Source organism: Mycolicibacterium pyrenivorans, assembly GCF_025821625.1.
GTDB lineage: Bacteria > Actinomycetota > Actinomycetes > Mycobacteriales > Mycobacteriaceae > Mycobacterium > Mycobacterium pyrenivorans.
Map to the genome: position 1 here is coordinate 1 of NZ_JACKSH010000107.1, position 25,202 is coordinate 25,202.

Consider the following 25,202-nt stretch of genomic DNA (forward strand, 5'->3'; position numbering starts at 1 on the left):
GTCCAGCCGGGGGCTTCTTTGGCGTAGTTGCAGGCTTCGCAATCACCCAACCCGTTGAGCGCGCTGGTCGGCCCGCCCGCACGATCGGGGGTGGCGTGGTCGCAGTGCCGGATCGGGGCATCGCAGAACGGGGTCCGGCACCGCTGATCGCGCAACCGGAGGAAGGCGGCCAGCGCTTTCGGGAAAATCCTCGCCCGGGATTCCATGGCCACCAGTTGNGCATCGCAGAACGGGGTCCGGCACCGCTGATCGCGCAACCGGAGGAAGGCGGCCAGCGCTTTCGGGAAAATCCTCGCCCGGGATTCCATGGCCACCAGTTGTCCGGATTTCGGGTGGCGGTAGAGCCGCCGCAGCGTGGCCTTCACCGCCTTGTCGGCGACCGCGTCACCGGTGAGTCGGCGGGCGAACCCCGCCGGGATCGGTCCAAAGCCGTCCAGCCAGGCCGGTTCGTGGTCGTCGCCGGCCAGCGTGGTGTCGGCCATCACCAGATTCAACGCCACCGGCACCGGCTGTTGAGCGGGGCGGCCGGTGAGGCGTTGGTAGGCGGTGTCGGCCATCACCTGCCCCCGGGAGCGCCCGTCACAGCTCACGTCGGCTTCGCGTTTGAGTGCGGCGAATGAGGCGTTGGTAGGCGGTGTCGGCCATCACCTGCCCCCGGGAGCGCCCGTCACAGCTCACGTCGGCTTCGCGTTTGAGTGCGGCGAACACCGCCACCCCTCGTTGCACAGGCAGCAGGACGGTCACGTAGGTCATGGTGTCGGGGGCGGGGCGGATCCACACCCCACGATCGGCGGCGGCCTTGGCTGAGCGGGCCACCACCGCCGCGGCGTCGAGGCGGGCGGCGATCCTCTTGGCTTCGGCCTCCACCCGGTCGTTACCCCAGCCCGCCAGTTTGGCGACGTCGGCGCACAGTTCGGCGTCCAACGCGCGGCGATGCTCGACGCTCAGGCAGGCCGATTGTTTGACGATCAGCGTGGCCCGCCACTCCGAGAGCACCCCCGACTCCAGCGCGGCCAGGGTGTGGGGCATCTCATGGACCAGGGCCTGAGCGAACCCCAGGTGCCGGTTCCCGCACGACGGGGCGTCATGGCGGGCCAACGCCACCTCCGACGCCAACCCCAGGCCCCGTTTGCGGGCCGGCACCCCGGCTGCCTCCTCGGCAGCACGGCGTTTGGCCGCCCACAACGCCGTCGCCCGCGCCTGGGCCGCCGCCGTCGCCGACTTCAACCGCTCGAGCTGCTCGACCTGATCCCGCAGCGCAGCCTCACCCGCCCCCGGATCCACATCGAACAAACATTCGAACATGAACCCAGGCTAAACCACGCCCCCGACAAGTCCGGTCACCTAAGTGTGAGTTGCTGGGCGGCGTGGTACTGCTCGGCCTCGGATCGCGCTCCACCACCGACCAGGATGATGCGCTCCACATCCACGCCCTGCCCGGCGATCTTGTCGATGCAGTAGGCCATCGAGGACAGCAGGCCTTCCACGGCCGCACGAGCGATGTTCGGGGAGTGGAGGTTCGCATCGTCATCCCGTGCAGGGCACCGGCGGCCCGCGGCAGGTTCGGCGAGCGTTCCCCGTCGAACTGGGGGATGAGGACCAGGCCGTCGGCCCCGGCGGGCGCCGACAGAGCGAGCCGATCGAACTCGTCGAAATCCAGACTCAGCATCTCGGCGACCGCGGCCAGCAAAGGGGCCCCGTTGAGAGTGCACACCAGCGGAAGCTGGCGCCCTGTGGCGTCGGCGAAGCCGGCGACGAGGCCCTCCGCGTCGCGCGGAGCCACCTGTCCGACGGCGCTCACAACCCCCGACGTCCCCAACGACACCACGCAGTCGCCGGCTCCTGCGCCCAATCCCAGTGCGGCTGAGGCGTTGTCGCCGGCGCCGGGACCCAGAGCGGTTCCCCGCGGCGTGATGCCCGCCGAGTCGCGCGGTCTGAGCACCCGCGGCAAGGGCGCGGGCAACACACTGCTGTGCGCCGTCGACGTCGTCATCGGTGGCGTGGTGGTCGCGACGATCGCCAACCGGACTGGGCCTGCTGAACCAGTCGTCCTACATCGACTTCCTGGTCACCGGTGGCGTGCTCCTGCTCGCGGCGAGCGTGGATGCGATATCCCGCAGGCGGCGCTCGTACACGTGCCTTGGATGAGCCGCAGACGTCAGGCCAGCCACCCGCCGATCCGGCGCAACGCCTCCTCGATGTCGCCGGTCGGGCCCGCGAACGACAACCGCACGTGCGCGCCGCCGCGGACCGTGTCGAAGTCGACACCGGGTGCGATCGCAACCCCGGTGTCCGCCAACAACTTCGAGCAGAAATCCAGCGAGTCGGTGGTCAGATGTGAGACGTCGGCGTAGACGTAGAAGGCTCCGTCGGTCGGGGCCAGCCGGTCGATCCCGATCCCGCGCAGCCCGTCGAGCAGCAGCGCCCGGTTGGCCGCATACCCGTCCAGCAGCGCATCGGCCTCGGCGATCGACTCGGGGGTGAACGCCGCGACCGCGGCCTCCTGGGCCAGTGTCGGCGGGCAGATGGTGAAGTTCCCGGTGAGGCAGTCGACGGCCCGTTTCAGCTCATCGGGCACCAGCATCCAGCCGAGCCGCCACCCCGTCATCGCGAAGTACTTCGAGAAACTGTTGACGACCACGGCTTCTCGCGACGTCTGCCACGCGCAGCTGGTCGCCGGGGAACCGTCGTAGACCAGGCCGTGGTACACCTCGTCGCTGATCAGGCGAACCCCCGACGCCGCGCACCAGGACGCGATCGCCGCGAGTTCGTCGGGAGGGATCACCGTGCCGGTCGGGTTCGCCGGACTCGCCACGACAACGCCCGCGACAGGGGGATCGAGTTCGGCCAGCATCTGCGCCGTCGGCTGGAAACGGGTCTCGGGGCCGCAGGGCAGCTCCACCACCTCGCAGCCGAGCGCGGACAGGATGTTGCGGTAGCACGGGTATCCCGGGCTGGCGATCGCCACGCGGTCACCGACGTCGAAGCATGCGAGGAACGCCAACAGGAACCCGCCGGACGAGCCGGTGGTGGCCACCACGTCACGCGCCTCGACCTCGAGTGCGTACTTGCTCCAGTACGAGTCGGCGATCGCCGCGCGCAACTCCGGTTTTCCCAATGCCACGGTGTACCCGAGCTGGTTGCCCTTCAGCGCCGTCACGGCGGCGTCGCGGACCGGCGACGGCGCCCCTGCGCTGGGCTGTCCCGCTGACAGGTTCACCAGATCGCCGTGAGTGCGTTGACGTTCGGCGGCCGCCAGCCACACGTCCATCACGTAGAACGGCGGGATACCTGCCCGAAGTGATGGGCCTCTTGCCGTGGTGGTCACGAGTCCAGGCTAGAACAGTTCGGATTCGAGGCGACGCAGATGCTGGCGCGGCGCCCCGAGCAGCTGCGCGCTGGCGTGGGCGCGTTTGAAGTACAGCTGGATGTCGCTCTCCCAGGTGATGGCGATGCCGCCGTGCATCTGGACAGCCTCGCCCGCCACCTTCGAGAACGCCTCGCTGGCCGCGACACGCGCCAGCGCCGCCGATGTCGGCGACGGGTCGGCCACCGCCTCGTCGACTACCGCGCGCGCCGACTGCACGGCGACGTACAGGTCGGCCATCCGGTGTTTGAGCGCCTGGAAGCTGCCGATCGGCCGACCGAACTGCACCCGGTCCTTGGTGTACTGCACGGTCAGGTCCAGACAGCGGGATGCCGCGCCGATCTGCTCGGCCGCCAGCAGGATCGCCGCGATGTCCGCCAGGCCGGGATCCGTGCCGATCGCGGAGGTCTCGGTGGCCTCCACCCGGGCCAGGCGGCGCGTCACGTCCATCGAGACCGCCGGCTGAGCTGTGAACGACGTCCAGCGCGTGAGCTTCTCCCCGTCGGCGGCGATCACGACGTCGGCGATGTCGCCGTTCACGACGTACCCCGGATCGAAGACCACCACGCCGATCGAGCTTCCCTCCGCCAGCTTCTCGAGCGCGTCGGCATCCGGTTCGTCGGCCGCCAGCAGCGCCAACTCGGCCAGCGTGGTGCCGAGCAGCGGGGTCGGGACCAGGCCCTTGCCCAACTCCTCGAGCGCCACCGCGGCATCGGCCAGTTCGCCGCCCGCACCGCCCAGCTCCTCGGGAACCACCAGGGCCGCAGCGCCGACCTGCTCACACAGCATCTGCCACAGCGACTCGTCGTATCCCCGCCCAGAACTCATCGCCTCGCGCACCGCCTCCGGCGACGCGTGCTTCTCGACGAGCGCAGCGACCGTGTCGCGCAGCAGGTTCCGTTCTTCTGTCATGCGCGATCCGCCTTCGCTCCTCGCTGAACCGTCATGCGGTCAGTGCCTCCAGTACTCGGCGCCGGTGCCACGTCGGGTCGCCCCATGCGGGGCGCAACGCCTGCACCCTCACCAGCAGCAGCGACAGGTCGTGCTCCTGAGTGAAGCCGATCGCGCCGTGGGTCTGCAACGCCGACCGCGCGGCCAGGAGAGCCGCGTCTGCCGCTGCGGCCTTGGCTGCGCTGACGTCGCGGGCGGTGTCGTCGGATCCGTCCGCGAGCGACAGCGCCGCTCCGTAGACCAACGGCCGGGCCAGTTCCACCGCGATGAGCACATCGGCGAGCTTGTGCTTGATCGCCTGATACGTGCCGATGACGGTGCCGAACTGGCTGCGCTGCTTGGCGTATTCGACGGCCGTATCCAGCATCGCCTGCGCTGCACCCACCAGTTGCGCCGCGGTCCCCAGTGCACCGAACTCGAAGGCGCGAGCGACATCGGCCGGCTGGGCGTCGCCGGTGGCGGTGACGTCGAACAGCGTGCGGCTCAGGTCCACCGACGCGTGTTTGTCACCCGCCGTGCCGACGCGTACCTGCCCGTCCTCGGCGATCAGGATCAGCCCGGCGGTGTCGGCGTCGACCGCGCGGGGGACCAGCGGCGGCTGAGCTACCGTGGCGATCAGTTCACCGGACGCCAGAGCGGCGCTGCGCTCATCACCGGCGAGCAGAATCGGTGCCACCGCAATGGATTCGGTGACGGGACCGGGGACACCCCACCGCCCGAGCCGCTCCAGGGCCACCACCAGGTCGGTCGGGTGCGCCTCGATGCCGTCGAACTTCTCGGGCACCATCAGTGCCGTCACGCCGAGGTCGGCCAGTTGCGCCCACACCTTGCGGCCGGGCGCGGTGTCACCCCCGCCCCATGCCCGGATGGCGGCGGGCAGGTCGGCAGCGCCCAGGGCGGCGTCGATACTGGCCGCGAAGTCGCGCTGCTGTTCGTCTAACTCAAAGTTCACGATCGTCTACTTTCGGGGCAGGCCCAGGAGCCGCTCGGCGATGATGTTGCGTTGGATCTCGTTGGTGCCCGCATAGATCGGGCCGCCGAGCGCGAACAGCAGACCGTCGGTCCAGTTGTAGGATGCCTCCTCGCGTCCGGCGGTCTCGGCCAGCTCGCCGTCGGCGCCCCGCAGGTCCAGCGCGGTCTGGTGCAGCGCGACGTCGAGGTCGGACCAGAACACCTTGGTGATCGACGATTCCGCGCCGAGCTCCCCGCCGTTGCTCACGCGGGTGACGGTGCCGAAGGTGTGCAGCCGGTAGGCCTGGGCCTTGATCCACGCGTCGGCGACACGGTCGACGAACGCCGGGTCGGGGTTGTCCTTCCACTGCGCCACAAGCCGTTCAGCCGGGGCGAGGAACCGCGCGGGGCTGCGCAGCGACATGCCGCGTTCGTTGCTCGACGTGCTCATGGCCGCTTTCCAGCCGTCGTGCACGCCGCCGATGACGTCCTCGTCGGGGACGAACACGTCGTCGAGGAAGATCTCGCCGAACCCGGTGTCGCCGCCGAGTTGGGCGATCGGCCGGACGGTCACCCCGTCGGCCTTCAGGTCGAACATAAAGTAGGTCAGGCCCTTGTGGCGCTGCGCTTCCGGGTCGGAGCGGAACAGCCCGAAGGCGCGCTCGCCGAAGACCGCGCGCGAACTCCAGATCTTCTGCCCGTTGAGCAGCCAGCCGCCGTCGGTCCTGGTCGCCGTCGACCGCAGCGACGCCAGGTCACTGCCAGACTCGGGCTCCGACCAGGCCTGCGCCCAGATCTCCTCGCCGCTGGCCATCTTCGGCAGGATCCTGTCCAGCTGCTCCTCGGTCCCGTGGGAGAACAGCGTCGGCGCCAGCATCGACGTGCCGTTGGCGCTCGCGCGTCCCGGCGCGCCCGCGCGGAAGTACTCCTCCTCGTACACGACCCACTGCAGCAGGGTCGCGTCACGGCCGCCGTACTTCTGGGGCCAGGTGATCACCGACAGTCCGGCGTCGAAAAGCACCTTGTCCCACCGGCGGTGCTGCTCGAATCCCTCGGCGGTGTCGTACGACTTCGTCGGGAAGGAATCCTTGTGGGCGGTGAGGAACTCACGCACCTCGGCCTGGAATTCGAGGGTGGCGTCGTCGAAGTTCAGGTCCATTAGAAAGTGTCAGCCCCTTTCACTTAAGGCTCCGCAGCAGGGGCTTGACCACCTTGCCGCCCGGATTGCGCGGCAGCGCGTCGAGGAACTCGACCGACCGCGGGGTCTTGAAGTTCGCGAGATGTTCGCGGGTGAAGGCGATCACGGTCTCGGCGTCCAGCTCGGCGCCCGGCAGCGCGACGACGAACGCCCTGCCCACCTCGCCCAGTCGCTCGTCAGGCACTCCGATTACGGCGGCCTCGGCGACGCCGTCGAGGCGGGCGAGCACCTGCTCGACCTCGGCCGGGTAGACGTTGAAGCCGCCGCAGATGTACATGTCCTTGAGCCGGTCGGTGATCTTCAGGTTGCCCGCGTCGTCCAACTCGCCGACGTCTCCGGTGTGCAACCAGCCGTCGTCGTCGATCGCCGCGGCGGTGGCCTCGGGATCGTCGAGGTATCCCAGCATCACGTTGGGCCCGCGCAACAACACCTCGCCCCGATCACCGATCCGCAGTTCGAAGTCCGCGATCGGACGGCCGGAGGTGGTGGCCACGGTGACGGCGTCGTCCTCGGCGCGGCACATGGTGCCGAAGCCGCTGGCCTCCGTCAGCCCATAGGCGGTGAGGACGATGTCGATGTCGAGTTCGCTCTGCATCCGCTCGATCAGCACGACGGGGATGGTGGCGGCACCGGTGACCGCGAACCGCAGCGAGCTCAGGTCGAAGTCACCGCGCCCGGGGTGGTCGAGCAGTGTCTGGTAGATCGTCGGCGGGCCGGGCAACACGGTGATCCGGTTGTCCTGCACCGCCCGCATCGCCTGCTCGGGATCGAAGGTCAGCTGGGGGATGAGCGTCGCGCCGGTCTGCAGGCAGGCCAGGATGCCTGCCTTGTAGCCGAAGTTGTGGAAGAACGGGTTGATGCACAGGTAGCGGTCGTCGCTGGTGAGCTGACCGCAGGCGGCCCACGCGGCGGATGCGTCGAGTGACTGGCGGTGCGCACAGCGAACACCCTTGCTGCGCCCGGTGGTGCCGGAGGTGAACAGGATGTCGGAGACGTCGTCGGGCGCCACGGCCGCGGCGCGGGCGTCGACCTCGTCGAGATCACCACCGCGGCCGACGAACTCGTCCCACGTGCCGTCGTCCTTCTCGATCGGGATCCGCACGACGTGGCGCAGCGCGGGCAGCGCATCGCGATCGACGCTCGCCGCCTTGTCGGCACCGAGGAATTCGGCGGAGGCGAACAGCAGCGGCGCAGCGGTGCGGACCAGGATGTCGGTGGCCTCACTGGCGGTGTAGCGCGTGTTGAGTGGGACGAGCACGCCGCCGGCGTGGTGGGCGGCCAGGCACGCCACCACCCAGTGCCAGGTGTTCGGCGACCAGATCGCGACCCGGTCACCGGGCTGCACGCCCAGGTCGATCATCGCCGCCGCGGCCTGCCGGACCTCCGAGCGCAGCTCGGCGAACGTCATCGTTCGGTCTGCCGTGACCACCGCGGGGTGGTCGGGAAGCTCGCGCGCGATCCGGTCGAGAACCGCGGGAGTGGTTCTCCGCTGTGTCATCCCTCGCTTCGCTCCTGCCAACCGGCGGTCCTCATCGACGCTCCTCTAACAAAGCAAGTGCTTGGTAGGTTAGCCTACAGGGGTGATAGAGGTCCAGGAGTTCAGGGCTGAGGTCCGCGACTGGCTCGCCGACAACCTCGTCGGCGACTACGCCGCGCTGAAGGGTCTCGGCGGCCCCGGCCGCGAGCACGAGGCATTCGAGGAACGGCTCGCATGGAACCGGCATATGGCGGCCGCGGGGCTGACATGTCTGGGGTGGCCCGAGGAGCACGGCGGCCGCGGGTTGTCCGTTGCCCACCGGGTCGCGTTCTACGAGGAGTACGCCAAGTCCAACGCCCCCGACAAGGTCAACCACCTCGGCGAGGAACTGCTCGGGCCGACGCTCATCGCCTACGGCACCCCCGAGCAGCAGCAGCGTTTCCTGCCCAGGATCCTCGATGTCACCGAACTGTGGTCGCAGGGCTACTCCGAACCCGGCGCGGGCAGCGACCTCGCCAACGTCTCGACGTCGGCCGTGCTCGATGAAGAGGGTCAGCAGTGGCTTATCAATGGCCAGAAGGTCTGGACCTCGCTGGCGCACTGGGCGCAGTGGTGCTTCGTGGTCGCCCGCACCGAGAAGGGATCCAAGCGACACGCTGGCCTGTCCTACCTTCTCGTGCCCCTCGATCAGCCCGGCGTGGAGATCAGGCCGATCATCCAGCTGACCGGTGACTCGGAGTTCAACGAGGTGTTCTTCGACGACGCCCGCACCGACGCCGACCTCGTGGTCGGCGAGCCCGGCGACGGGTGGCGGGTCGCGATGGGGACGTTGACGTTCGAGCGGGGCGTGTCGACTCTGGGTCAGCAGATCCGTTACGCGCGTGAGCATTCCAACCTGGTCGAACTCGCCAGGCGCACCGGCGCCGCCGACGACCCGTTGATCCGCGAGCAGCTGACCCGTTCGTGGGCGGGGCTGAAGGCGATGCGTTCATACGCGCTCGCGACCATGGATGTGGAACAGCCCGGCCAAGACTCAGTCTCGAAGCTGTTGTGGGCCAACTGGCATCGCGAACTCGGCGAGATCGCGATGGAGGTTCAGGGCATGGCCGGCCTGACGCTCGACGACGGCGAGTTCGACGAGTGGCAGCGGCTGTATCTGTTCTCACGCTCGGACACCATTTACGGCGGATCCAACGAGATCCAGCGCAACATCATCGCCGAGCGGGTGCTCGGCCTACCCCGAGAGGTGAAGGGATGAGCGCTTGCGCGAAGACCAGAGGAGCAGCATGACCGACCTTTCCATCGCCCCGAAAGAGATTGACGGCCACGGACTTCTGACCGGAAAGGTCGTCCTGGTGACGGCCGCCGCGGGCACCGGTATCGGGTCCACGACCGCCCGCCGGGCACTGCTGGAAGGCGCCGACGTCGTCGTCTCCGACTACCACGAACGGCGGCTCAACGAGACGCGTGACGAACTCGCCTCACTGAGGCTGGGCAAGGTCGACGCCGTCGTCTGCGACGTCACCTCCACCGAGGCCGTGGACGCGCTGATCACTCGGACAGTCGCCGCCGCGGGCCGCCTGGACGTCCTCGTCAACAACGCCGGCCTGGGCGGGCAGACGCCCGTCGTCGACATGTCCGACGACGAGTGGGACCGCGTCCTGAACGTCACGCTCACCTCGGTGATGCGTGCGACGCGTGCCGCGCTGCGCTACTTCCGCGACGCCCCGCACGGCGGCGTCATCGTCAACAACGCCAGCGTCCTCGGCTGGCGCGCGCAGCACTCGCAGTCGCACTATGCGGCGGCCAAGGCCGGCGTGATGGCGCTGACCCGTTGCAGCGCAATCGAAGCCGTCGAGTACGGGGTGCGGATCAACGCGGTGTCGCCCAGCATCGCCCGGCACAAGTTCCTCGAGAAGACGAGCAGCTCCGAGCTGCTGGACCGGCTCTCCGAGGGCGAGGCGTTCGGACGGGCCGCCGAGCCATGGGAGGTCGCGGCCACCATCGCGTTCCTGGCCAGCGACTACTCCAGTTACCTGACCGGCGAAGTGATCTCGGTGTCGAGCCAGCACCCGTGACCGCGCAGCGCCCGGCCGCTGGGGCCACCCCGCAGGCCAACACCAGACGCGACGAGCTTCTCGCACTCGCCGCGACGATGTTCGCCGAGCGCGGGATGCGGGCCACCACCGTGCGTGACATCGCCGACTCCGCCGGGATCCTGTCGGGCAGCCTCTACCACCATTTCTCGTCGAAGGAGGAGATGGTCGACGAGGTGCTGCGCGGATTTCTCGACTGGCTGTTCGACCGCTACCAGCAGATCGTGGCGACCGAGCCGAACCCGGTGCAGCGCCTCAAGGGCCTGTTCATGGCGTCGTTCGAGGCGATCGAGACCCAGCACGCGGCGGTGGTGATCTACCAGGACGAAGCCAAGCACCTGTCCGCGCAGCAGCGATTCGCCTACGTCGAGGAGCGCAACAAGGAGCAGCGCAAGATGTGGGTGGAGGTGTTGACCCAGGGCATCGAGGAGGGTTACTTCCGTCCCGATGTCGACGTCGACCTGGTGTATCGATTCATCCGTGACACCACCTGGGTTTCGGTCCGCTGGTATCAGCCCGGCGGGCCGCTGACAGCTCACCAGGTGGGAGAGCAATACCTCGCCATCGTGCTCGGTGGCATAACGACAGAAGGAGTCTAGAAATGGCCGTAGCGTCTGAGGCGTATGTCATCGATGCCGTGCGCACCGCGATCGGGAAGCGCAACGGGTCGCTTGCCCGTGTGCATCCGGTCGACCTCGGAGCGATCGGCTGGCGTGGCCTGTTCGAGCGCGTCGATGTCGACCCGGGTGCGGTGGACGATGTCATCGCCGGGTGTGTCGACGCGATCGGCCCGCAGGCCGGCAACATCGCCCGGCTGTCCTGGCTGGCCGCGGGGTTCCCGGAAGAGGTCCCCGGCGTCACCGTCGACCGGCAGTGCGGATCGAGCCAGCAGGCCATCTCGTTCGGTGCGCAGGCGATCATGTCGGGCACGGCCGATCTGATCGTCGCCGGCGGGATGCAGAACATGAGCCAGATCCCGATCAGCTCGGCGATGCTCGTCGGCGAGCAGTTCGGATTCACCTCTCCGACAAACGAATCGAAGAGCTGGCTGCACCGCTACGGCGACCAGGAGATCTCGCAGTTCCGCGGCTCGGAGCTGATCGCCGAGAAGTGGGACATCTCCCGCGAGGAGATGGAGCAGTTCGCGCTCACCAGCCATCAGCGCGCGCAGGCGGCCATCCGTGCCGGACATTTCGAGAACGAGATCATCCCGGTCGATCTGGACGGGGTTCCCTTCGCCATCGACGAGGGTCCGCGGGAGACGTCGCTGGAGAAGATGGCCGGCCTCAAGACGCTCGTCGAGGGCGGCCGCATCACCGCGGCCATGGCCAGTCAGATCTCCGACGGCGCCAGCGCCGTGTTGCTGGCCTCGGAGAAAGCAGTGCAGGCTCATAACCTCAAGCCGCGGGCCAGGATTCACCATATCAGCGCGCGCGGCGCCGACCCGGTGTTCATGCTGACCGGCCCCATCCCGGCGACGCGCTACGCCTTGGAGAAGACCGGGCTGTCGATCGACGACATCGACACCGTCGAGATCAACGAGGCGTTCGCGCCCGTCGTGCAGGCCTGGCTCAAGGAGACCAAGGCCGACCCCGAGAAGGTGAACCCCAGCGGCGGTGCCATCGCGCTCGGGCATCCCCTCGGTGCGACCGGCGCGAAGCTCTTCACCACGATGCTGAACACGCTGGAGCGCACCGGAGGCCGCTACGGGCTGCAGACGATGTGCGAAGGCGGCGGCACCGCCAACGTCACCATCATCGAGCGCCTCTAGCCCGCGCCGGAATTGCATTCCAGCAGGGAAAGTTCGAGTAGAGGCCTGCTGGAATGCAATTCCGGCGGATCGCTCAGTGGTCGTGGAGGATGACGCCGCGGATGTTGCGGCCCGCCCGCATGTCCTCGTAGCCCTCGTTCACCTCGGCCAGCTTGTATTCGTGGGTGACGGTCTCGTCGAGCAGCAGCTTGCCCTCGCGGTAGAGCGACAGCAGCCGCGGGATGTCGGCGCGCGGGTTGGCCTCACCGTAGAGGCTGCCCAGCAGTCGCTTCTGGAACAGCGTGAACATCATCATCCCCAGCGTCGGCTGGTTGTCCGCCATCGTCGACAGCGCCGTCATCACGACGGCGCCACCCTTGCGGATGATGTTGGCGGCATCCTCGAGCATCGAGCCCTCGAGTAGGCCCACGGTGAGGATCGCCGAATCGGCCATCACGCCGCGGGTCAGCTCGGCGACCAGCGCGGTCGCCTCTTCCATCGAGGTGACGAAGTGCGTGGCGCCGAACCGGAAAGCCAACTCGCGCTTCGCTTCCACCGGTTCGATGACGACGATCTTCTCGGCCCCGGCCAGCCGCGCTCCCTGGACCGCACCGCTGCCGATCCCGCCCAGCCCGATGACCACGACGGTGTCACCGGGCGACACATCCGCGGTGTTCACCGCCGACCCCCACCCCGTGGTGACGCCGCAGCCGAGCAGGCACGCCCGCGACAGCGGCAGATCGTCGTCGATCTTGACGATCGACGCCTCCGGCACGGTGCCGTACTGCGAGAACGTGCCGACGAGCGCCATCACGCCGACGTCCTGCCCGCGGATGTGGCGCCGGTAGGTGCCGTCGAGCTGGGTTCCCGCCATGATCATCGCGCCGAGGTCGCACAGGTTCTGGTGCCCGGTCGAGCAGAACCGGCAGCGGCCGCACGCCGGCAGGAACGACGCGACGACGTGGTCGCCGGGAGCGAGGCCGACGACGCCCGGGCCCACCTCGCGCACGATGCCCGCACCTTCGTGGCCGCCGATCAACGGCAGCGGCGCGGGCAGATCGCCGGTGCGGATGTGCTCGTCGGAATGGCACAGACCGGTGGCCTCCCAGGACACCAGCACCTCGCCGTCACCCGGCGGATCGAGGTCGATCTCTTCGACCGTCCAGTCGCCGCCGTACTCCCACAGAATCGCCGCGTTGGTCTTCATCTGGCCGAGTCTAGGAAGCCGCCAAGGCTCGCCGTGGCGATTCGGCGGCACCGGTCAGAGTCGGCCCCGGATGCGGTCGAGGTAGTTTCTGCCGTCTGGGTCGTAGAACATCCGGTAGGCGGGTCCCGCCCACAACCGGGTGGGCAGACCCAGCCGTTCAGGCCGGTGGGGCCGCAGCCGGCCCGGCGGCCGCGGACCCAGGCGCCCGGATGAATGCCACTGTTCCAGTGCCTGGGCCGCCGCGGTGATCTGCTGCACCGCGGTCTCCGGGTCGGCCAGCCCGTCGTCCTGGCTGCCGTCGGGCGCCCGGTCGAGGTGTTCGCGCAGCAGTTGCAGCCGCAGATCGCGGGCGAAGACGCGAGCGCCGTCACCGAGTCCGGCGGGATCGAGCGGCGGGCGGTCGTCCCTCGTGTCGTCCAGGACAGCGCAGGACAGTTCGCTGTCGTGCGTCCATGATCGGCGGTTGAAGTTGTCGCTGCCGACGCTCGCCCACACGTCGTCGACCACGCAGACCTTGGCGTGGACGTACACCGGTGCGCCGAGAAGGTTCTCGACGTCGAACACGTGTACCCGGTCGGGGCTGGCCTCCCGGCAGGCCCGGATGGCTTCGTGGCGTCCGATCTGGTTCGGCGGCAGCGCCCACCGGCCGTCGACGTCGGGATACCGGGGCACCACCGCCACCAGGTGCAGTTCGGGGTTGTCCGCCAGGGCACGCGCGAACAGCCGGGCCACCTGCTTCGACCACAGGTACTGGTCCTCCAGATAGATGAGCCGGCGGGCGCGGCGCAGCGCCTTGCTGTACCCCCTGGCGATGCTGCGCTCACCGTGCGGAGCGAAGTCGTATTCGAAGCGCCCGTCGGGGTAGGTCCGCAGCACCTGCACGGCGTGCGGTCCGCACGGTGGCGGGTCGGGTGGTTGGACGGGCAACTCGTCCGCGGTCAGGTCGGCACCGCGCAACTTGTCCTCGACCCACGCGATGGGGGAGAGCGTGTTCAGCCGCGCGGGGTCGTCCCAGCGTTCCCGGAACGTGCTGTCGAGCGCACCGACCACCGGGCCCTGCAGTCGCAGCTGCACGTCGTGCCAGGGCGGATGATCGCCGTAGTTCTCGGCCATCCGCACCGCCTGCCGGTCGCCGCGGTGCGACGCGTCGTCCCTGCGGGAATGGCACAGATCGATGCCGCCGGCGAACGCGACGTCACGATCGGGCGCGCCGGGATGGCGAATCACCACCAGCTTCTGGTGATGCGACCCGCCGAGGCGGACCCGCTGGTCGAGCAGCACCTCGCCACCCGCGTTCGAGATCGCATCGCCGAGCTGCCGGTTCTCCTCCTTGCTGTAGGAGAACTTGTCCAGGTGCGACCGCCACATCAGTCCCTTTACGACGACGCCCCGCTCGGCGGCCCGGCAGAACACTCGGCGACGGTCGGGCCGTCCTCGCGCATCTTCTGATCCGGGTCACCGCGCCAGTCGGTGAAGAACACGTGATCGCCGGCGCGCAGCGCCTCGACCTCCGTCGCTAGCTGGTCGAAGTACGTCGCCCCGTGGACAAGCGGCTCGGCCCGGTTGCCCTCGCACCAGGCAGGCAGCCGTGAGAACGAGTTACCCCGCTCGGCCTTGGTGAGGAACCACTCCGTCGGATCGGGCATGGCCCGGGAGTACCCCGAAGCGGGCCGGGTGAGGCGTCAGTCGGCGATGAACCCTGCAGCGGACCGAAGGTGCTGGATCGCCTCGGTGACGATGGAGTCGATCAGCTCGGCGCAGGACGGCAGGTCGTCGATGATGCCGGCGACCTGGCCCGAGGCCAGCACGCCGGCTTCGGTGTTGCCCTCGACCAGTCCGGCCTTGAGCAACATCGGGGTGTTGGCCGCCATGACGACCTGCGACCAGGTGAGTTCCTTGCCGTGACGCATCTCGAGGCCGTCCTTGATCATCGAGCGCCACGACATCTGGGACATCTTCTTGAACTTCTGGGCGTTGCCGATTGCGGCAGAGAAGCCGCGCAGCCGCGAGCCGCTCTCGAGCTTCTCGACCAGCCCGGTGCGCAGCACCCGGTGCGGCATGCCGTCCACGCGGGTGGACACCACGGTGCCGTCGAGGGCGGCCTGCAGGTAGCGCTGCTTGACCGAGTCGGGGACGGTGGAGTCGGACGTCAGCAGGAAGCGTGTTCCCATGGCGACCCCAGCCGCGCCGTAGGACAGTGCCGCGGCCAGGCCCCGGCCGTCGAAGAAGCCGCCCGCGGCGATCACCGGCATCCCGGTGTCGGCGACGGCGTCGAGCACCGACGGCAGCAGCAGCGTGGTGGCGATCGGGCCGGTGTGCCCGCCGCCCTCACCGCCCTGCACGATCACGGCGTCGGCGCCCCAGCCCGCGACCTTCTTGGCGTGCTTGGCCAGTCCCACCGACGGGATGACCACGACGCCTGCCTCTTTGAGCTTGGCGATGAGGTCCGGCTTGGGAGCCAGGGCGAAGGAGGCGACTTTGACTCCTTCGCTGATCAGGAGGTCGACGCGTTGGTTGGCGTCGCCGGCGTCGGCGCGGATGTTGATGCCGAACGGCTTGTCGGTGGTGGCTTTCACCTTGGCGACCGCGGTCTTGAGCTCGTCGAGGGTCATCGTCGCCGAGGCCAGGATGCCGAGACCGCCCGCGTTGGCGGTCGCGGACACCAGTCGCGCGCCCGCCACCCAGCCCATGCCGGTCTGGACGACTGGATGCTCGATGCCGACCAGCTCGGTCAGCGGGGTCTTCAAGGAGCTCACTTCACTTCTCGCACTTCTCGGTCCCTCAGTCCTTTCGGGTCGATGACCTCGCGGATCAGCTGCTGCTCCTCGTCCGACGGCAGCCGGGTGGTCTCCGCGGTGTCCAGTCCGTGAACCTCGAACGACGTGTTCTCGGCCACCTGGTCGGCCTCGACGCCCGGATGCAACGACACTGCGCGCATCTGGTGGTCCGGGCCGTTGAAGTCGAAGACGCCGAGGTTGGTCACCACCCGGTAGACGTTGACGAAACGGTAGGCGGGGTTGTCCGGATCGACCTTGTCCCAACCGATTCCGGACACGATGTCGACCGACTCGCCGAACACCCGCTTCGAATGGTTGCCCACCCAGTAGCTGGTGGCGTGGTTGATGGTGTTTCCCGGCGCACCCCGCACCCCGAACATCTGGCGGGTCGGGTGCTGCAGCGGGCCGAACGCCGACAGGTTCTGGTTGCCGTACCGGTCGACCTGATTGGCGCCCATGACGACGTGGCGCCGGCCCCAGGCGAGTGTCTCGAAGACGCGACCGAACGGCATCCAGCCTTCGATCGCGGCAGGCGCGCCGATGGCAGGCGTGTCGGCGATCAGCCGGGCCTCGCCGTCGCTGAGCACGATGTCGGGGGAGAAGGTCAGCCGTGCCAGCCTGGCGCCGATGGACACGATGGTGGTCATCGGGCTGACCATGATCTCGCCGGCGTCGCGGAAGAGTTCGGCGCACGCGACGGTGCACACCTCGGCACGTGTCACTGACATCACTTGCTTGCCCCCTCTGCAGCCGACTTCGCGGCCGCTTGCTCTTCGGCGAACGTGCGCACCGCGGCCTGGTAGTCGGCTTCGCTGCCCGACAGGTAGGTGCTGACGAACTCGGCCCAGGTGTCGTCGGAGCCCGCCGCCTCGGCGTAGTGACGCTGGAACCTCTCATCGCGGCGGTAGTCGGGTTCGGCGGTGGTGAAGTGTGCGCCGTTGGGTGCTTCCACCACTGTGTCGACCATCATGCGGTTGATCAGCAGCTGCTGCGGCACAACCGAACTCACCAGCTCCTCGGTGGACACCACCTTCTCGACCGACAGGCAGCGCTTCTCGGCGGCCATCAGGAACAGGTCGTCGAAGTAGGGGTCGATTCCCGTGTAGGCCGCATTGCCCCGTGCGTCACCGAGATTCATGTGCACGAATGCCGCGTCCAGCGTCAGGGCGGGCATCGCCACCAGCTCTTCGTAGCCGGATTGGGTGGGGTACGGCGAGCGCACGGTCTTGAGCTCGTCGCCCCAGAAGGCCCTGACGTCGCTGCCGAGTCCGGCGCGGATCGGCAGGAACGGCAGCCGTTGCGCTGCGGCCTGCAGCCCGCAGCGCAGCATGCCCTCGTCCATCTCGCGGGCCTCGATGGCGCCGGTGGTGCGCGCCTTGGCGAACCACGGGTCGTAGAACGGCGGCGAATCCAGGGACACGAAGCCGTAGTAGACCCGCTTCACCTTGCCGGCCGAGCAGAGCAGGCCGAGGTCGGGGCCGCCGTAGGTGACGACCGTGAGGTCGGTGACGTCGGTGCGCAGCAGCGCGCGCACGAAGGCCATCGGCTTGCGCCGGGAACCCCAGCCGCCGATGCCGATCGTCATGCCGCTCTCGATCGACGCGACGGCGTCGTCCAGAGTGGTTCGCTTGTCGGTCATTTGGTCCCCGCTCGCTTCTCGGTGCCCGCGAACGCATCGCGGTGCTCGTCGGCCACCCCGGCCAGGTTGAGCTCGAACGTGAAGCCCTGCTCCATGCGGTAGCTCGCGTTCACCCTCTGCACGTCGATGAGGTTCAGCGCCTCCTTGGCCGCGCGGATCACCCTGGTGTCCTTGACGGCGATGTCGCGGGCGACGCGCAGGGCGGCTTCGTCGAGGTCGGCACGCGGAACCACCTCGTGGACCGAGCCGAAATGGTGAAGGGTCGCGGCGTCCACGGTGGCCGCCGTGAAGAACAGCCGCCGCATCATGTGCTGCGGGACCAGCCGGGACAGGTGGGTCGCCGCGCCCAGCGCGCCGCGCTCCACCTCGGGCAGGCCGAACGTCGCGTCGTCGGAGGCGACGATGACGTCGGCGTTGCCGACCAGCCCGATGCCGCCGCCCACGCAGAAGCCGTTGACCGCGGCCACCACGGGCACCTCACACTCGTAGACCGCCCGAAAGGCGTGGTAGCAGCCACGATTGGCGTCGATCAGGGCAGTGAAGCCCTCGGTGTTCTGCATTTCCTTGATGTCCACGCCCGCGTTGAAGCCGCGGCCCTCGGCGCGCAGGATCACCACATGGGTAGTGCGGTCGCGGCCCGCGGCGGTGATGGCGTCGCCGAGTTCGAACCAGCCTCGCGACGGGATCGCGTTGACCTTGGGGTAGTCGACGGTGACCGAGACGATGCCCGGTTCGACCGTCCTCGTGGTGATGCTCATGAGATCTCCAGTGAACTCTCGATTGGGGTGGCTACCTAAGCAAGCACTTGCTTGGTACGCTAGCACAGTGACTGACGCCGTCGACAGTGCCATCAGCCTGGGTCTACGGGGCCGCGTCGTGCTCGTCACCGGGGGTGTGCGGGGCGTCGGCGCAGGCATCAGCAAGGTCTTCGCCGACCAGGGCGCCACCGTGGTGACGTGTGCGCGCCGCCCCGTGGAGGGATTGCCCTACGACTTCCACTCCTGCGACATCCGTGACGACGACGCGGTGAAGGCGCTCATCGACGCGGTGGTGGCCGACCACGGCCGGCTCGACGTGGTCGTCAACAACGCGGGCGGTTCGCCGTACGTGCTCGCCGCCGAGGCCTCGGCCAAGTTCAGCAGGAAGATCCTCGAACTCAACCTGCTTGGCGCGCTGTCGGTTTCGACACACGCCAATACCGTCATGCAGACGCAGGGGTCCGGGGGATCGATCGTCAACATCACCAGCGTGAGCGGCAGGCGTCCCACGCCGGGCACCGTCGCCTACGGCGCGGCCAAGGCGGGGGTGGAGAACATGACCGCGACCCTGGCCGTCGAGTGGGCGCCCAAGGTGCGGGTCAACTCCGTGGTGGTGGGCATGGTGGAGACCGAGCAGTCGGAACTGTTCTACGGTGACGCCGATTCCATCGCCGCGATCTCGAAGAACGTGCCGCTCGGCAGGCTCGCCAAGCCGGCCGACATCGGTTGGGCCACCGCATTTCTGGCTTCGGATGCGGCGTCCTACATCAGCGGGGCGTCGCTCGAGGTGCACGGCGGCGGCGAGCCGCCGCACTACCTGTCGACCACCACCGCCGACATCAAATAGCGCGAAAACACAGCAAGGAGACCAAAATCATGGGATTGCTCGACGGCCGCGTGGTCATCGTGACAGGTGCGGGTGGCGGGATCGGCCGGGCGCATGCCCTGGCCTTCGCCGCCGAGGGCGCACGGGTCGTCGTCAACGACATCGGGGTGGGCCTGGACGGTTCACCGGCAGGTGGCGGCAGCGCGGCCCAAGGCGTTGTCGACGAAATCGTCGCCGCCGGTGGCGAAGCCGTCACCAGCGGCGCCAACGTCGCCGACTGGGCGCAGGCCGAGGGCCTCATCCAGACCGCTGTCGACTGCTTCGGCGGGCTGGACGTACTGGTCAACAACGCAGGCATCGTGCGTGACCGGATGTTCGCCAACACCAGCGAGGAAGAGTTCGACGCCGTCACCGCCGTGCATCTGAAGGGGCACTTCGCCACGATGAAGCACGCCGCCGCGTTCTGGCGTGCGAAGTCCAAGGCGGGTGAAACCGTTGATGCCCGCATCATCAACACCAGTTCCGGTGCCGGACTGCAAGGCAGTGTGGGACAGGCGAACTACAGCGCCTCCAAGGCCGGGATCGCCGCGCTGACGCTGGTCGCCGCGGCCGAGATGGGTCGCTACGGTGTCGCCGTCAACGCTATCGCGCCGTCGGCGCGCACCCGGATGACCGAGACGGTCTTCGCGGAAATGATGTCGACCCAGGACGCCGACTTCGACGCGATGGCGCCGGAGAACATCTCACCGCTGGTGGTGTGGCTGGGCAGCGTCGAATCCCGCGACGTCACCGGGAAGGTGTTCGAGGTCGAGGGCGGCAAGATCCGGGTGGCCGAGGGATGGGCACACGGCCCGGAGATCGACAAGGGGGCCAAGTGGGACCCCGCCGAACTCGGCCCCGTGGTCACCGACCTGCTCGCCAAGGCGCGCCCACCGGTACCCGTTTACGGAGCCTGAACCTGCCACCTGCATAAGTGGTCCGCTCACTTCTTCGGGCGGCGACTACCTCCGTGCCAGTCTTCTTCGGTGCCGCCGGTTTCGGTGTCGACTCCGAAACTCGCCAGCTGGGGACGTTCCCGCAGGCTGCGCTTGATCTCGGCGAAGCCGGGAAAGCTCGCAAGGCCGATCACGTGATCCCAGAGGCGACCCGCGTCGTCGGGGCTCGGCAGCCTGCTGATCACCGGTCCGAAGAACGCCGTCCCGCCCGGCGGTTGAAAGTGCAGGATCGGCGTTCCGACGTCGCGACCCGTCAGGGCCAGCGCGTCCTCGGTCTCGGCGCGGATCACCTCGTCGAACGTCGCGTCGTCGAGCGCGTCTGCGAGAGCGGTCGGGAGTCCGACGCCGCGTAGCAACGGCTCCAGCATGCCTCGCGATCCTTGCTCCGATGCCGAGAGCGGATCGACGTCACGGCGTGTGTCGAACAACCGGGTGCCGAGCGCCGTGTACAGAAGCCCGACGGCCTCGCGTCCGTGCTCTTGTCGCGCCCGCGCGCAGACCCGCAGCAACCGCAGGCCCGCGGTGTGGCCGTCCACGTAGTGTTCGGGAAAGTGCGTTGCGTAGTCGACGTTTGCGTTCAGGATTCGCAGCGAGATGAACCGCCAGTCCACCGCGTAGTCACGCTGGGCGGCCACGATGCGCACCCACTTGCTGGTCATCCAGGCGAACGGGCACACCGGGTCGAAATAGAAATGAAGGTCCGCTGAGGTCGTCATGGTTCGCAGACTACGGTCCATGGCGCGCGAGTCACGACGCGGTGAACCACGCGGTGACCAGCAGCGCCGAGCAGATGACGTAGGTCGCCATCGCGATCAGCGTGACGCGCGGCCGGCGTCGCGCGGGAAACGCGAACGGCACCACGAGGGCCGCGACGAGCCCGCTGGCCAGCGCCAGGGCCGAGCCGAACATCAATCCGTAACCGTGCGGATCGTGGGCCGGATCGGTGGCGAACCGAGAGCTCGCCACCGTGAATGCGCAGAACGCCCACAGCAGGCCGGCCGCGGCACCGACCACGCCGGCCACCACCCGGATGGTGACCGCCACCCGCGAACGCCCGGCTGTCACGTTCACTCCGCCGGGTCGGGGGTGCAGGTCGCCAGGAAGGTCTTGCCGTCCTGCTCGGCCACCTCTGCAGGGCCGAGCCAGCCGACGTCCTGGAACCAGTACGTGTCGTCGGGATATCGGGCTGAGCTGTCGACGATTTCGTCGATGTCGGTTCTCGACCCGAGCCCACCGGGATGGCCGACGATCCAGAACCGCAACGACTCCGCGTCGCGCCAGTCGAAGTCCTCGGGTAGTGCCTCGGTCACCTCGAGACCCGGATAGGTTCCGCCCAGCACCAGACGTTCCACGCTGGCGGTCTGCCCGGGCGGGGCCGAAAGCTGCAGTCGGCCCTTGTTCGGCGCGAAATCGAGATTGACCTTGGTCGCGGCGGTGCACGGGGATCCCGTCCAGATGTGCAGCCGCCCGTCGGTGACCCGCGCGCCGAAGGCCGGTGGCAGCGACGGGGCGCCGCGTTGGGGTTCCCAACCGTCGCGCTGGCACGCGACGACCGTCGCTCCGACCACGGCCAGTGCGGTCAGCATGGTGAGCATCCGGTGGATCACGAGTACCCCCCGTCCGCCAAACCGGCGTCTTCTTCGAGCCTGTTGGTCTTGCCGAGCACGTTCTCCCGGAACAGTTCCCAGCCGTAGTCCCGCAGGAATCCGCCGTAGCCCCTGTCGGCCCACTGCTGGGAGTGGCGTTCCTTGTGGTGAAGCATGCGGTCCAGATCGAGCCGGTTCGAGCCGGCGTAACCGTTGCCGTCGTCGCCGCTGTACCACATGACGCCTGACTCGGCGACGTCGCGGAGTTGCTGGGCCGCGTCGTCGGGGTCGTCGATGTTGAGCATGAAGATGTCCCCCCATGTCGAGCCGCCCGCCTGGCTGTAGAGGTCCTGTAATCCGTTGCCTCCCAGCCCCATCAGCATCCCGTTCGGCGTGGTCATGAGTCGGCCACCGTTGCCGTGGACGAAGTCGACGTCTCGGTCGTAGCTCCACGAGTTCGCGTTCTGCCGGTCGATGATGCGTTGGACTTCGTCGGCCGAGTACGGCTCCGGGGTGAAGTCGTTGCCGGTGCCGTGGTCGCCGTAATCGGTGCCCGCGTTGAGGATGTAGGTCATCCGCGCGGCTTTGCGGGCGTCCGCACCCGAGGTGTCTTGCGGGATCAGGAAGAACGACTTGCCGTCCTTGTCGACGACCTTTTGCATGCCGGTGAGGACATCGAAGCTCGACGGCGTGATGTCGTGGCGCCGGGCGATGTCGGCGATGATCTCCGGCGGCACGCCCTGACGCCGGGCGTTCTCCAGCCATTCCCTGTAGAAGCCCTCGGGAGGGGGCCCGGTGAGCAGACCTGCCTCGCGCAGCGCCCCCTCGTACTCGTCCCGGGGCTCGGTCGGCGGCCGGGTCGGGTCGGCGGGGTTCTCACCCGGGCCGCCCGAGCCGAACTTCTGGCCGATGCCCAGCGCGCGGTATTCCTCACCGATGCCGGCGATCCGGGCGCCGATGGAGTTCAACTCGCTGTTGGACTTCGACACGATTTCGACGACCTCACCGATGCCCTTCTGCACGATCGGCAGCAGCATCCGTTCCCCTGCGGCGTTCTGCGGAACGCTGCTCGCGGCGGCCATCACCCACTGATGCACGGCGTCGAGGTTTCCCCGCCCGGTCGTCACCACCCGTGCGGACCGATCGAGCTGGGCGCGCAACCTCAGGTCGAGGCCCGCAAGGGCACCGAGGACGCGGCCGTGGTCGGCGTTGGCCGTGCCGTAGGCCGTGGCCGCTCCGCCGGACCACTGCGCGCCCGGTGCGGCCGCGGCCACCCGGGATTCGAGCTGCCGCAGCGGCGCGCTGCCGTCGTAGGGGGCGCCGTTCTGCGGGGTGCCCTGCCCGAACGTCGAGCGCGCGCGGGACCACGTCGCAAGGAACGCGGCGAGCACACCCACGCGCACCAGTATCCCACCGGCTGGAACCGGTCAGGCGCACCGAAATGTCAGGCGGGGTCGCAGATGATGATCGGGATCTGGCGGTCGGTGTAGGTCCGGTAGTTGGCGAAGTCCGGGTAGAGCGCGTCGAGCTTGGGCCAGTATTGCTCGCGCTCCGCGTCGGTCGCGTCGCGGGCCGTCAGCTTCAGCTTCTCGTTCTTGATCTGGAATGAGACCTCGGGATTGGCCTGAATGTTCAAGTACCACATGGGATTGGTGGCACGCCCGCCCTGTGAGGCGACCAGCACCACCCGGTTGCCCTCGCGCAGGAACAGCAGCGGGCTCTCCCGCGGCTGGCCGGACTTCCTTCCGATGGTCGTGAGGATGCCGACCGGGGGAGGCGCGCTGAAGCGGTTGGACCCGCCACGCCACTTGGACCCGAGCCGCCCGCCGGTGGCCTTGAACGCCCACGTGTTGAACTTCGACATCCATTTGATGCCGACGCCGACGGCATTGGAGTTGAGTCCTTCGACCTGCTTGGGGCTCAGAGGGCGTGGGGGTTTGGCCATGGCCGGATCCTATCGGGTCAGGAACGGGCGGATGTCGGCCCGGATGTGGTGGATCAGCGCCTGCCCGGACGGGTCGTCGGCGGGGATGAGGAACGTCTCGTCGACATGCGCTCCGACACGGCGCCCGGCCAGGGTCGGCCTGGTCGACAAGTCGAAGCGGGCCCGTACGGTGTCGCCGTCGACGGAGAACTCCGGCGCGGTGACCGACCTGATCACCCGGTACTGCATGCCGCGGTTCAGGCTGCGGCGCAGGTGATTACCCGAGAATCCGGTCTTGAGGCCGACCTCGGTGCGGGTGCAGCCCGGCGCGAACGGCACGGCGTCGGCGTCATGGCTGGCCAGTGCGTTGATGTACGCCTGCGCCGCGGCGATGCGGTCGGCTTCCGGAATCACTGGGTCCCTAGATCCGCTCGATGATCGTTCCGGTGGACAGCGCGCCGCCCGCACACATCGTGATCAGCGCGGTGGTCTTGTCGGTGCGCTCCAGTTCGTGCAGCGCGGTGGTGATGAGCCGGCTGCCGGTGCTGCCCACGGGATGACCCAGCGCGATGGCGCCGCCGTTGACGTTGACGGTGTCCATGTCGGGCTCGTGCACCTGGGCCCATGACAGCACGACCGACGCGAAGGCCTCGTTGATCTCGGTGATGTCGATGTCACCCATCTTCATCCCGGCCTTCTCCAGCACCTTCGCGGTCGACTGGACGGGGCCGTCGAGGTGGTAGTACGGCTCGGCGCCGACGAGCGCCTGACTGACGATGCGGGCCCGGGGAACAAAGCCTTGCGCGCGTGCCACGGATTCATCCATCCACAGCACCGCCGCGGCGCCGTCGGAGATCTGCGAAGACGTTCCCGCGGTGTGGATGCCGCCCTCCATCACCGGGTTCAGCGACGCCAGACCTTCCAGCGTGGTGTCGCGCAGGCCCTGGTCGCGGCTGACGAACGCGCGCTCGGAGGTCGGCTGCCTGTTCTCGTCGAGGACGGGCGCCTCGATGGGGCTGATCTCGCGCTCGAACCGGTTCTCGGCCCACGCCTGCTTGGCCTTGCGCTGCGAGTCGAAGCCGAACCTGTCGATGTCCTCGCGGGTGATGCCGCGACGCTTGGCGATCCGCTCGGCGGCGGTGAACTGATCGGGCAGGTCGATGTCCCACGACTCGGGACGGATGATGCTGCGGTCCGGGCCGGCGTTGGCGCCCAATCCCACGCGGCTCATCGCCTCGATGCCGCACGCGATGCCGACGTCGATGGCGCCCGCCGCGATCAGGCCCGCGATCAAGCCGTTGGCCTGCTGGCTGCTGCCGCACTGGCAGTCGACCGTCGCCGCACCCACATGGTGGGGCAGGCCGGCCACCAGCCAGGCCACCCGGGTGATGTTGTTGGACTGCTCACCGAACTGCGTGACGCACCCTCCGATGACCTGTTCCACCTGGCTGGCTTCGAAGCCGGAATCCAACTCGGCCTTCTCCACGAGGGCCCGCTGGGTGGCCCCGAGCAACTCGGTGGCGTGCAGGCCGGACAGCCATCCCTTTCGCTTGCCGATTGGGCTGCGGGTGGCTTCAACGATGACAGGGTTACCCATTCCGTCAGGCTAGAACACGTTTCATCAGCTTGCCAAGCCGCGCTACCACCACACCTTTGATCTGCGGTGAAGGCATGTTTTACTGGAACTAGAACACGTTGCA

23 protein-coding genes and 4 pseudogenes are annotated in these 25,202 nt (G+C 68.5%); 7 read left to right on the forward strand and 20 right to left on the reverse strand.

The genetic code is table 11. From position 1 onward, the window contains the following. Positions 1–1,305, reverse strand: a pseudogene (locus tag H7I57_RS13705) (13E12 repeat family protein); the annotation flags it as partial. 74 nt (positions 1,306–1,379) lie between these two features. Further along, positions 1,380–1,951: pseudogene (locus tag H7I57_RS13710) on the reverse strand (FGGY-family carbohydrate kinase); the annotation flags it as partial. On the opposite strand from H7I57_RS13710, the pseudogene H7I57_RS13715 reads away from it, so the two are divergent. Then, positions 1,908–2,148: pseudogene (locus tag H7I57_RS13715) on the forward strand (ABC transporter permease); the annotation flags it as partial. The pseudogenes H7I57_RS13710 and H7I57_RS13715 overlap by 44 nt on opposite strands. A gap of 10 nt (positions 2,149–2,158) precedes the next feature. Here H7I57_RS13715 and H7I57_RS13720 read toward each other — a convergent pair. From H7I57_RS13720 to fadD3, 5 genes are all read right to left on the reverse strand, one after another. Then, on the reverse strand, positions 2,159–3,271 hold the full coding sequence (locus H7I57_RS13720; RefSeq protein WP_264024173.1) for a pyridoxal phosphate-dependent aminotransferase: 1,113 nt from the start codon (positions 3,269–3,271) through the stop codon (positions 2,159–2,161). A gap of 66 nt (positions 3,272–3,337) precedes the next feature. Next, positions 3,338–4,279 (reverse strand): acyl-CoA dehydrogenase IpdE2, encoded by a 942-nt coding sequence (gene ipdE2 / locus H7I57_RS13725; RefSeq protein WP_264024089.1) that lies wholly within the window; start codon positions 4,277–4,279, stop codon positions 3,338–3,340. Between the two features lie 31 nt (positions 4,280–4,310). Then, on the reverse strand, positions 4,311–5,270 hold the full coding sequence (locus H7I57_RS13730; RefSeq protein WP_264024091.1) for an acyl-CoA dehydrogenase family protein: 960 nt from the start codon (positions 5,268–5,270) through the stop codon (positions 4,311–4,313). Positions 5,271–5,276: 6 nt separating this feature from the next. Further along, complete coding sequence (locus H7I57_RS13735) at positions 5,277–6,428, reverse strand: acyl-CoA dehydrogenase family protein (RefSeq protein ID WP_264024093.1); 1,152 nt, start codon at positions 6,426–6,428, stop codon at positions 5,277–5,279. A 19-nt stretch (positions 6,429–6,447) separates the two neighbouring features. Beyond that, a complete protein-coding gene (gene fadD3 / locus H7I57_RS13740; protein WP_264024095.1) occupies positions 6,448–7,965 on the reverse strand; it encodes a 3-((3aS,4S,7aS)-7a-methyl-1,5-dioxo-octahydro-1H-inden-4-yl)propanoate--CoA ligase FadD3 in 1,518 nt (505 codons plus the stop codon). Between the two features lie 82 nt (positions 7,966–8,047). On the opposite strand from fadD3, the gene ipdE1 reads away from it, so the two are divergent. Genes ipdE1 through fadA6 form a run of 4 tightly spaced genes read left to right on the forward strand, consistent with a single transcriptional unit; the run spans position 8,048 to position 11,811 of the window. Beyond that, complete coding sequence (gene ipdE1 / locus H7I57_RS13745) at positions 8,048–9,202, forward strand: acyl-CoA dehydrogenase IpdE1 (protein ID WP_264024096.1); 1,155 nt, start codon at positions 8,048–8,050, stop codon at positions 9,200–9,202. Between the two features lie 28 nt (positions 9,203–9,230). Beyond that, positions 9,231–10,022 (forward strand): (5R,7aS)-5-hydroxy-7a-methyl-1-oxo-2,3,5,6,7,7a-hexahydro-1H-indene-carboxyl-CoA reductase, encoded by a 792-nt coding sequence (ipdF, locus tag H7I57_RS13750; protein WP_264024098.1) that lies wholly within the window; start codon positions 9,231–9,233, stop codon positions 10,020–10,022. Continuing rightward, positions 10,019–10,639 carry a TetR family transcriptional regulator KstR2 gene (kstR2, locus tag H7I57_RS13755; protein WP_264024100.1) on the forward strand — a complete coding sequence of 207 codons (621 nt, stop codon included), beginning with the start codon at positions 10,019–10,021 and terminating at the stop codon, positions 10,637–10,639. Before ipdF ends, kstR2 begins: the two co-directional genes overlap by 4 nt. A gap of 2 nt (positions 10,640–10,641) precedes the next feature. Continuing rightward, positions 10,642–11,811: a steroid 3-ketoacyl-CoA thiolase FadA6 gene (gene fadA6, locus H7I57_RS13760; protein WP_264024101.1), complete on the forward strand. Its 1,170-nt coding sequence runs from the start codon at positions 10,642–10,644 to the stop codon at positions 11,809–11,811. A 73-nt stretch (positions 11,812–11,884) separates the two neighbouring features. Here the strand turns inward: fadA6 and H7I57_RS13765 are convergent, their stop codons facing one another. The 6 genes and pseudogenes from H7I57_RS13765 to echA20 form a co-directional block, all read right to left on the reverse strand. Next, positions 11,885–12,997: an NDMA-dependent alcohol dehydrogenase gene (locus H7I57_RS13765; RefSeq protein ID WP_264024102.1), complete on the reverse strand. Its 1,113-nt coding sequence runs from the start codon at positions 12,995–12,997 to the stop codon at positions 11,885–11,887. A gap of 54 nt (positions 12,998–13,051) precedes the next feature. Then, positions 13,052–14,643: pseudogene (locus H7I57_RS13770) on the reverse strand (phospholipase D family protein). A gap of 36 nt (positions 14,644–14,679) precedes the next feature. Further along, on the reverse strand, positions 14,680–15,753 hold the full coding sequence (ipdC, locus tag H7I57_RS13775; RefSeq protein ID WP_264024103.1) for a (3aS,4S,5R,7aS)-5-hydroxy-7a-methyl-1-oxo-octahydro-1H-indene-4-carboxyl-CoA dehydrogenase: 1,074 nt from the start codon (positions 15,751–15,753) through the stop codon (positions 14,680–14,682). Continuing rightward, on the reverse strand, positions 15,750–16,505 hold the full coding sequence (ipdB, locus tag H7I57_RS13780) for a cholesterol ring-cleaving hydrolase subunit IpdB (protein WP_308204359.1): 756 nt from the start codon (positions 16,503–16,505) through the stop codon (positions 15,750–15,752). The genes ipdC and ipdB overlap by 4 nt, the downstream gene beginning before the upstream one ends. Next, a complete protein-coding gene (ipdA, locus tag H7I57_RS13785) occupies positions 16,502–17,413 on the reverse strand; it encodes a cholesterol ring-cleaving hydrolase subunit IpdA (protein WP_264024105.1) in 912 nt (303 codons plus the stop codon). Before ipdA ends, ipdB begins: the two co-directional genes overlap by 4 nt. Further along, positions 17,410–18,171: a (7aS)-7a-methyl-1,5-dioxo-2,3,5,6,7,7a-hexahydro-1H-indene-carboxyl-CoA hydrolase gene (gene echA20, locus H7I57_RS13790; RefSeq protein WP_264024106.1), complete on the reverse strand. Its 762-nt coding sequence runs from the start codon at positions 18,169–18,171 to the stop codon at positions 17,410–17,412. The genes ipdA and echA20 overlap by 4 nt, the downstream gene beginning before the upstream one ends. Before the next feature lie 67 nt (positions 18,172–18,238). Here echA20 and H7I57_RS13795 point away from each other — a divergent pair, with 67 nt between their 5' ends. Then, positions 18,239–19,018: an SDR family oxidoreductase gene (locus tag H7I57_RS13795; RefSeq protein WP_264024107.1), complete on the forward strand. Its 780-nt coding sequence runs from the start codon at positions 18,239–18,241 to the stop codon at positions 19,016–19,018. Between the two features lie 29 nt (positions 19,019–19,047). Beyond that, positions 19,048–19,953, forward strand: coding sequence for an SDR family oxidoreductase (locus H7I57_RS13800; protein ID WP_264024108.1), 906 nt, complete (start codon positions 19,048–19,050; stop codon positions 19,951–19,953). Positions 19,954–19,979: 26 nt separating this feature from the next. Here the strand turns inward: H7I57_RS13800 and H7I57_RS13805 are convergent, their stop codons facing one another. The 7 genes from H7I57_RS13805 to H7I57_RS13835 are packed head-to-tail and all read right to left on the reverse strand — an operon-like array spanning position 19,980 to position 25,099. After that, the gene (locus H7I57_RS13805) at positions 19,980–20,708 is read right to left on the reverse strand and encodes a mycothiol-dependent nitroreductase Rv2466c family protein (RefSeq protein WP_264024109.1); all 729 of its coding nucleotides are present in this window, start codon (positions 20,706–20,708) and stop codon (positions 19,980–19,982) included. 31 nt (positions 20,709–20,739) lie between these two features. Beyond that, complete coding sequence (locus H7I57_RS13810) at positions 20,740–21,057, reverse strand: hypothetical protein (protein ID WP_264024110.1); 318 nt, start codon at positions 21,055–21,057, stop codon at positions 20,740–20,742. Positions 21,058–21,059: 2 nt separating this feature from the next. Continuing rightward, on the reverse strand, positions 21,060–21,599 hold the full coding sequence (locus H7I57_RS13815) for a hypothetical protein (RefSeq protein ID WP_264024111.1): 540 nt from the start codon (positions 21,597–21,599) through the stop codon (positions 21,060–21,062). Further along, complete coding sequence (locus tag H7I57_RS13820; RefSeq protein WP_264024112.1) at positions 21,596–22,975, reverse strand: EspA/EspE family type VII secretion system effector; 1,380 nt, start codon at positions 22,973–22,975, stop codon at positions 21,596–21,598. The genes H7I57_RS13815 and H7I57_RS13820 overlap by 4 nt, the downstream gene beginning before the upstream one ends. Positions 22,976–23,022: 47 nt before the next feature. Further along, positions 23,023–23,523 (reverse strand): nitroreductase family deazaflavin-dependent oxidoreductase, encoded by a 501-nt coding sequence (locus H7I57_RS13825; RefSeq protein ID WP_264024113.1) that lies wholly within the window; start codon positions 23,521–23,523, stop codon positions 23,023–23,025. A gap of 9 nt (positions 23,524–23,532) precedes the next feature. Beyond that, positions 23,533–23,916: a DUF8021 domain-containing protein gene (locus H7I57_RS13830; RefSeq protein ID WP_264024114.1), complete on the reverse strand. Its 384-nt coding sequence runs from the start codon at positions 23,914–23,916 to the stop codon at positions 23,533–23,535. Positions 23,917–23,923: 7 nt separating this feature from the next. Continuing rightward, a complete protein-coding gene (locus tag H7I57_RS13835; RefSeq protein WP_264024116.1) occupies positions 23,924–25,099 on the reverse strand; it encodes a steroid 3-ketoacyl-CoA thiolase in 1,176 nt (391 codons plus the stop codon). Between the last annotated feature and the right edge of the window lie 103 nt (positions 25,100–25,202).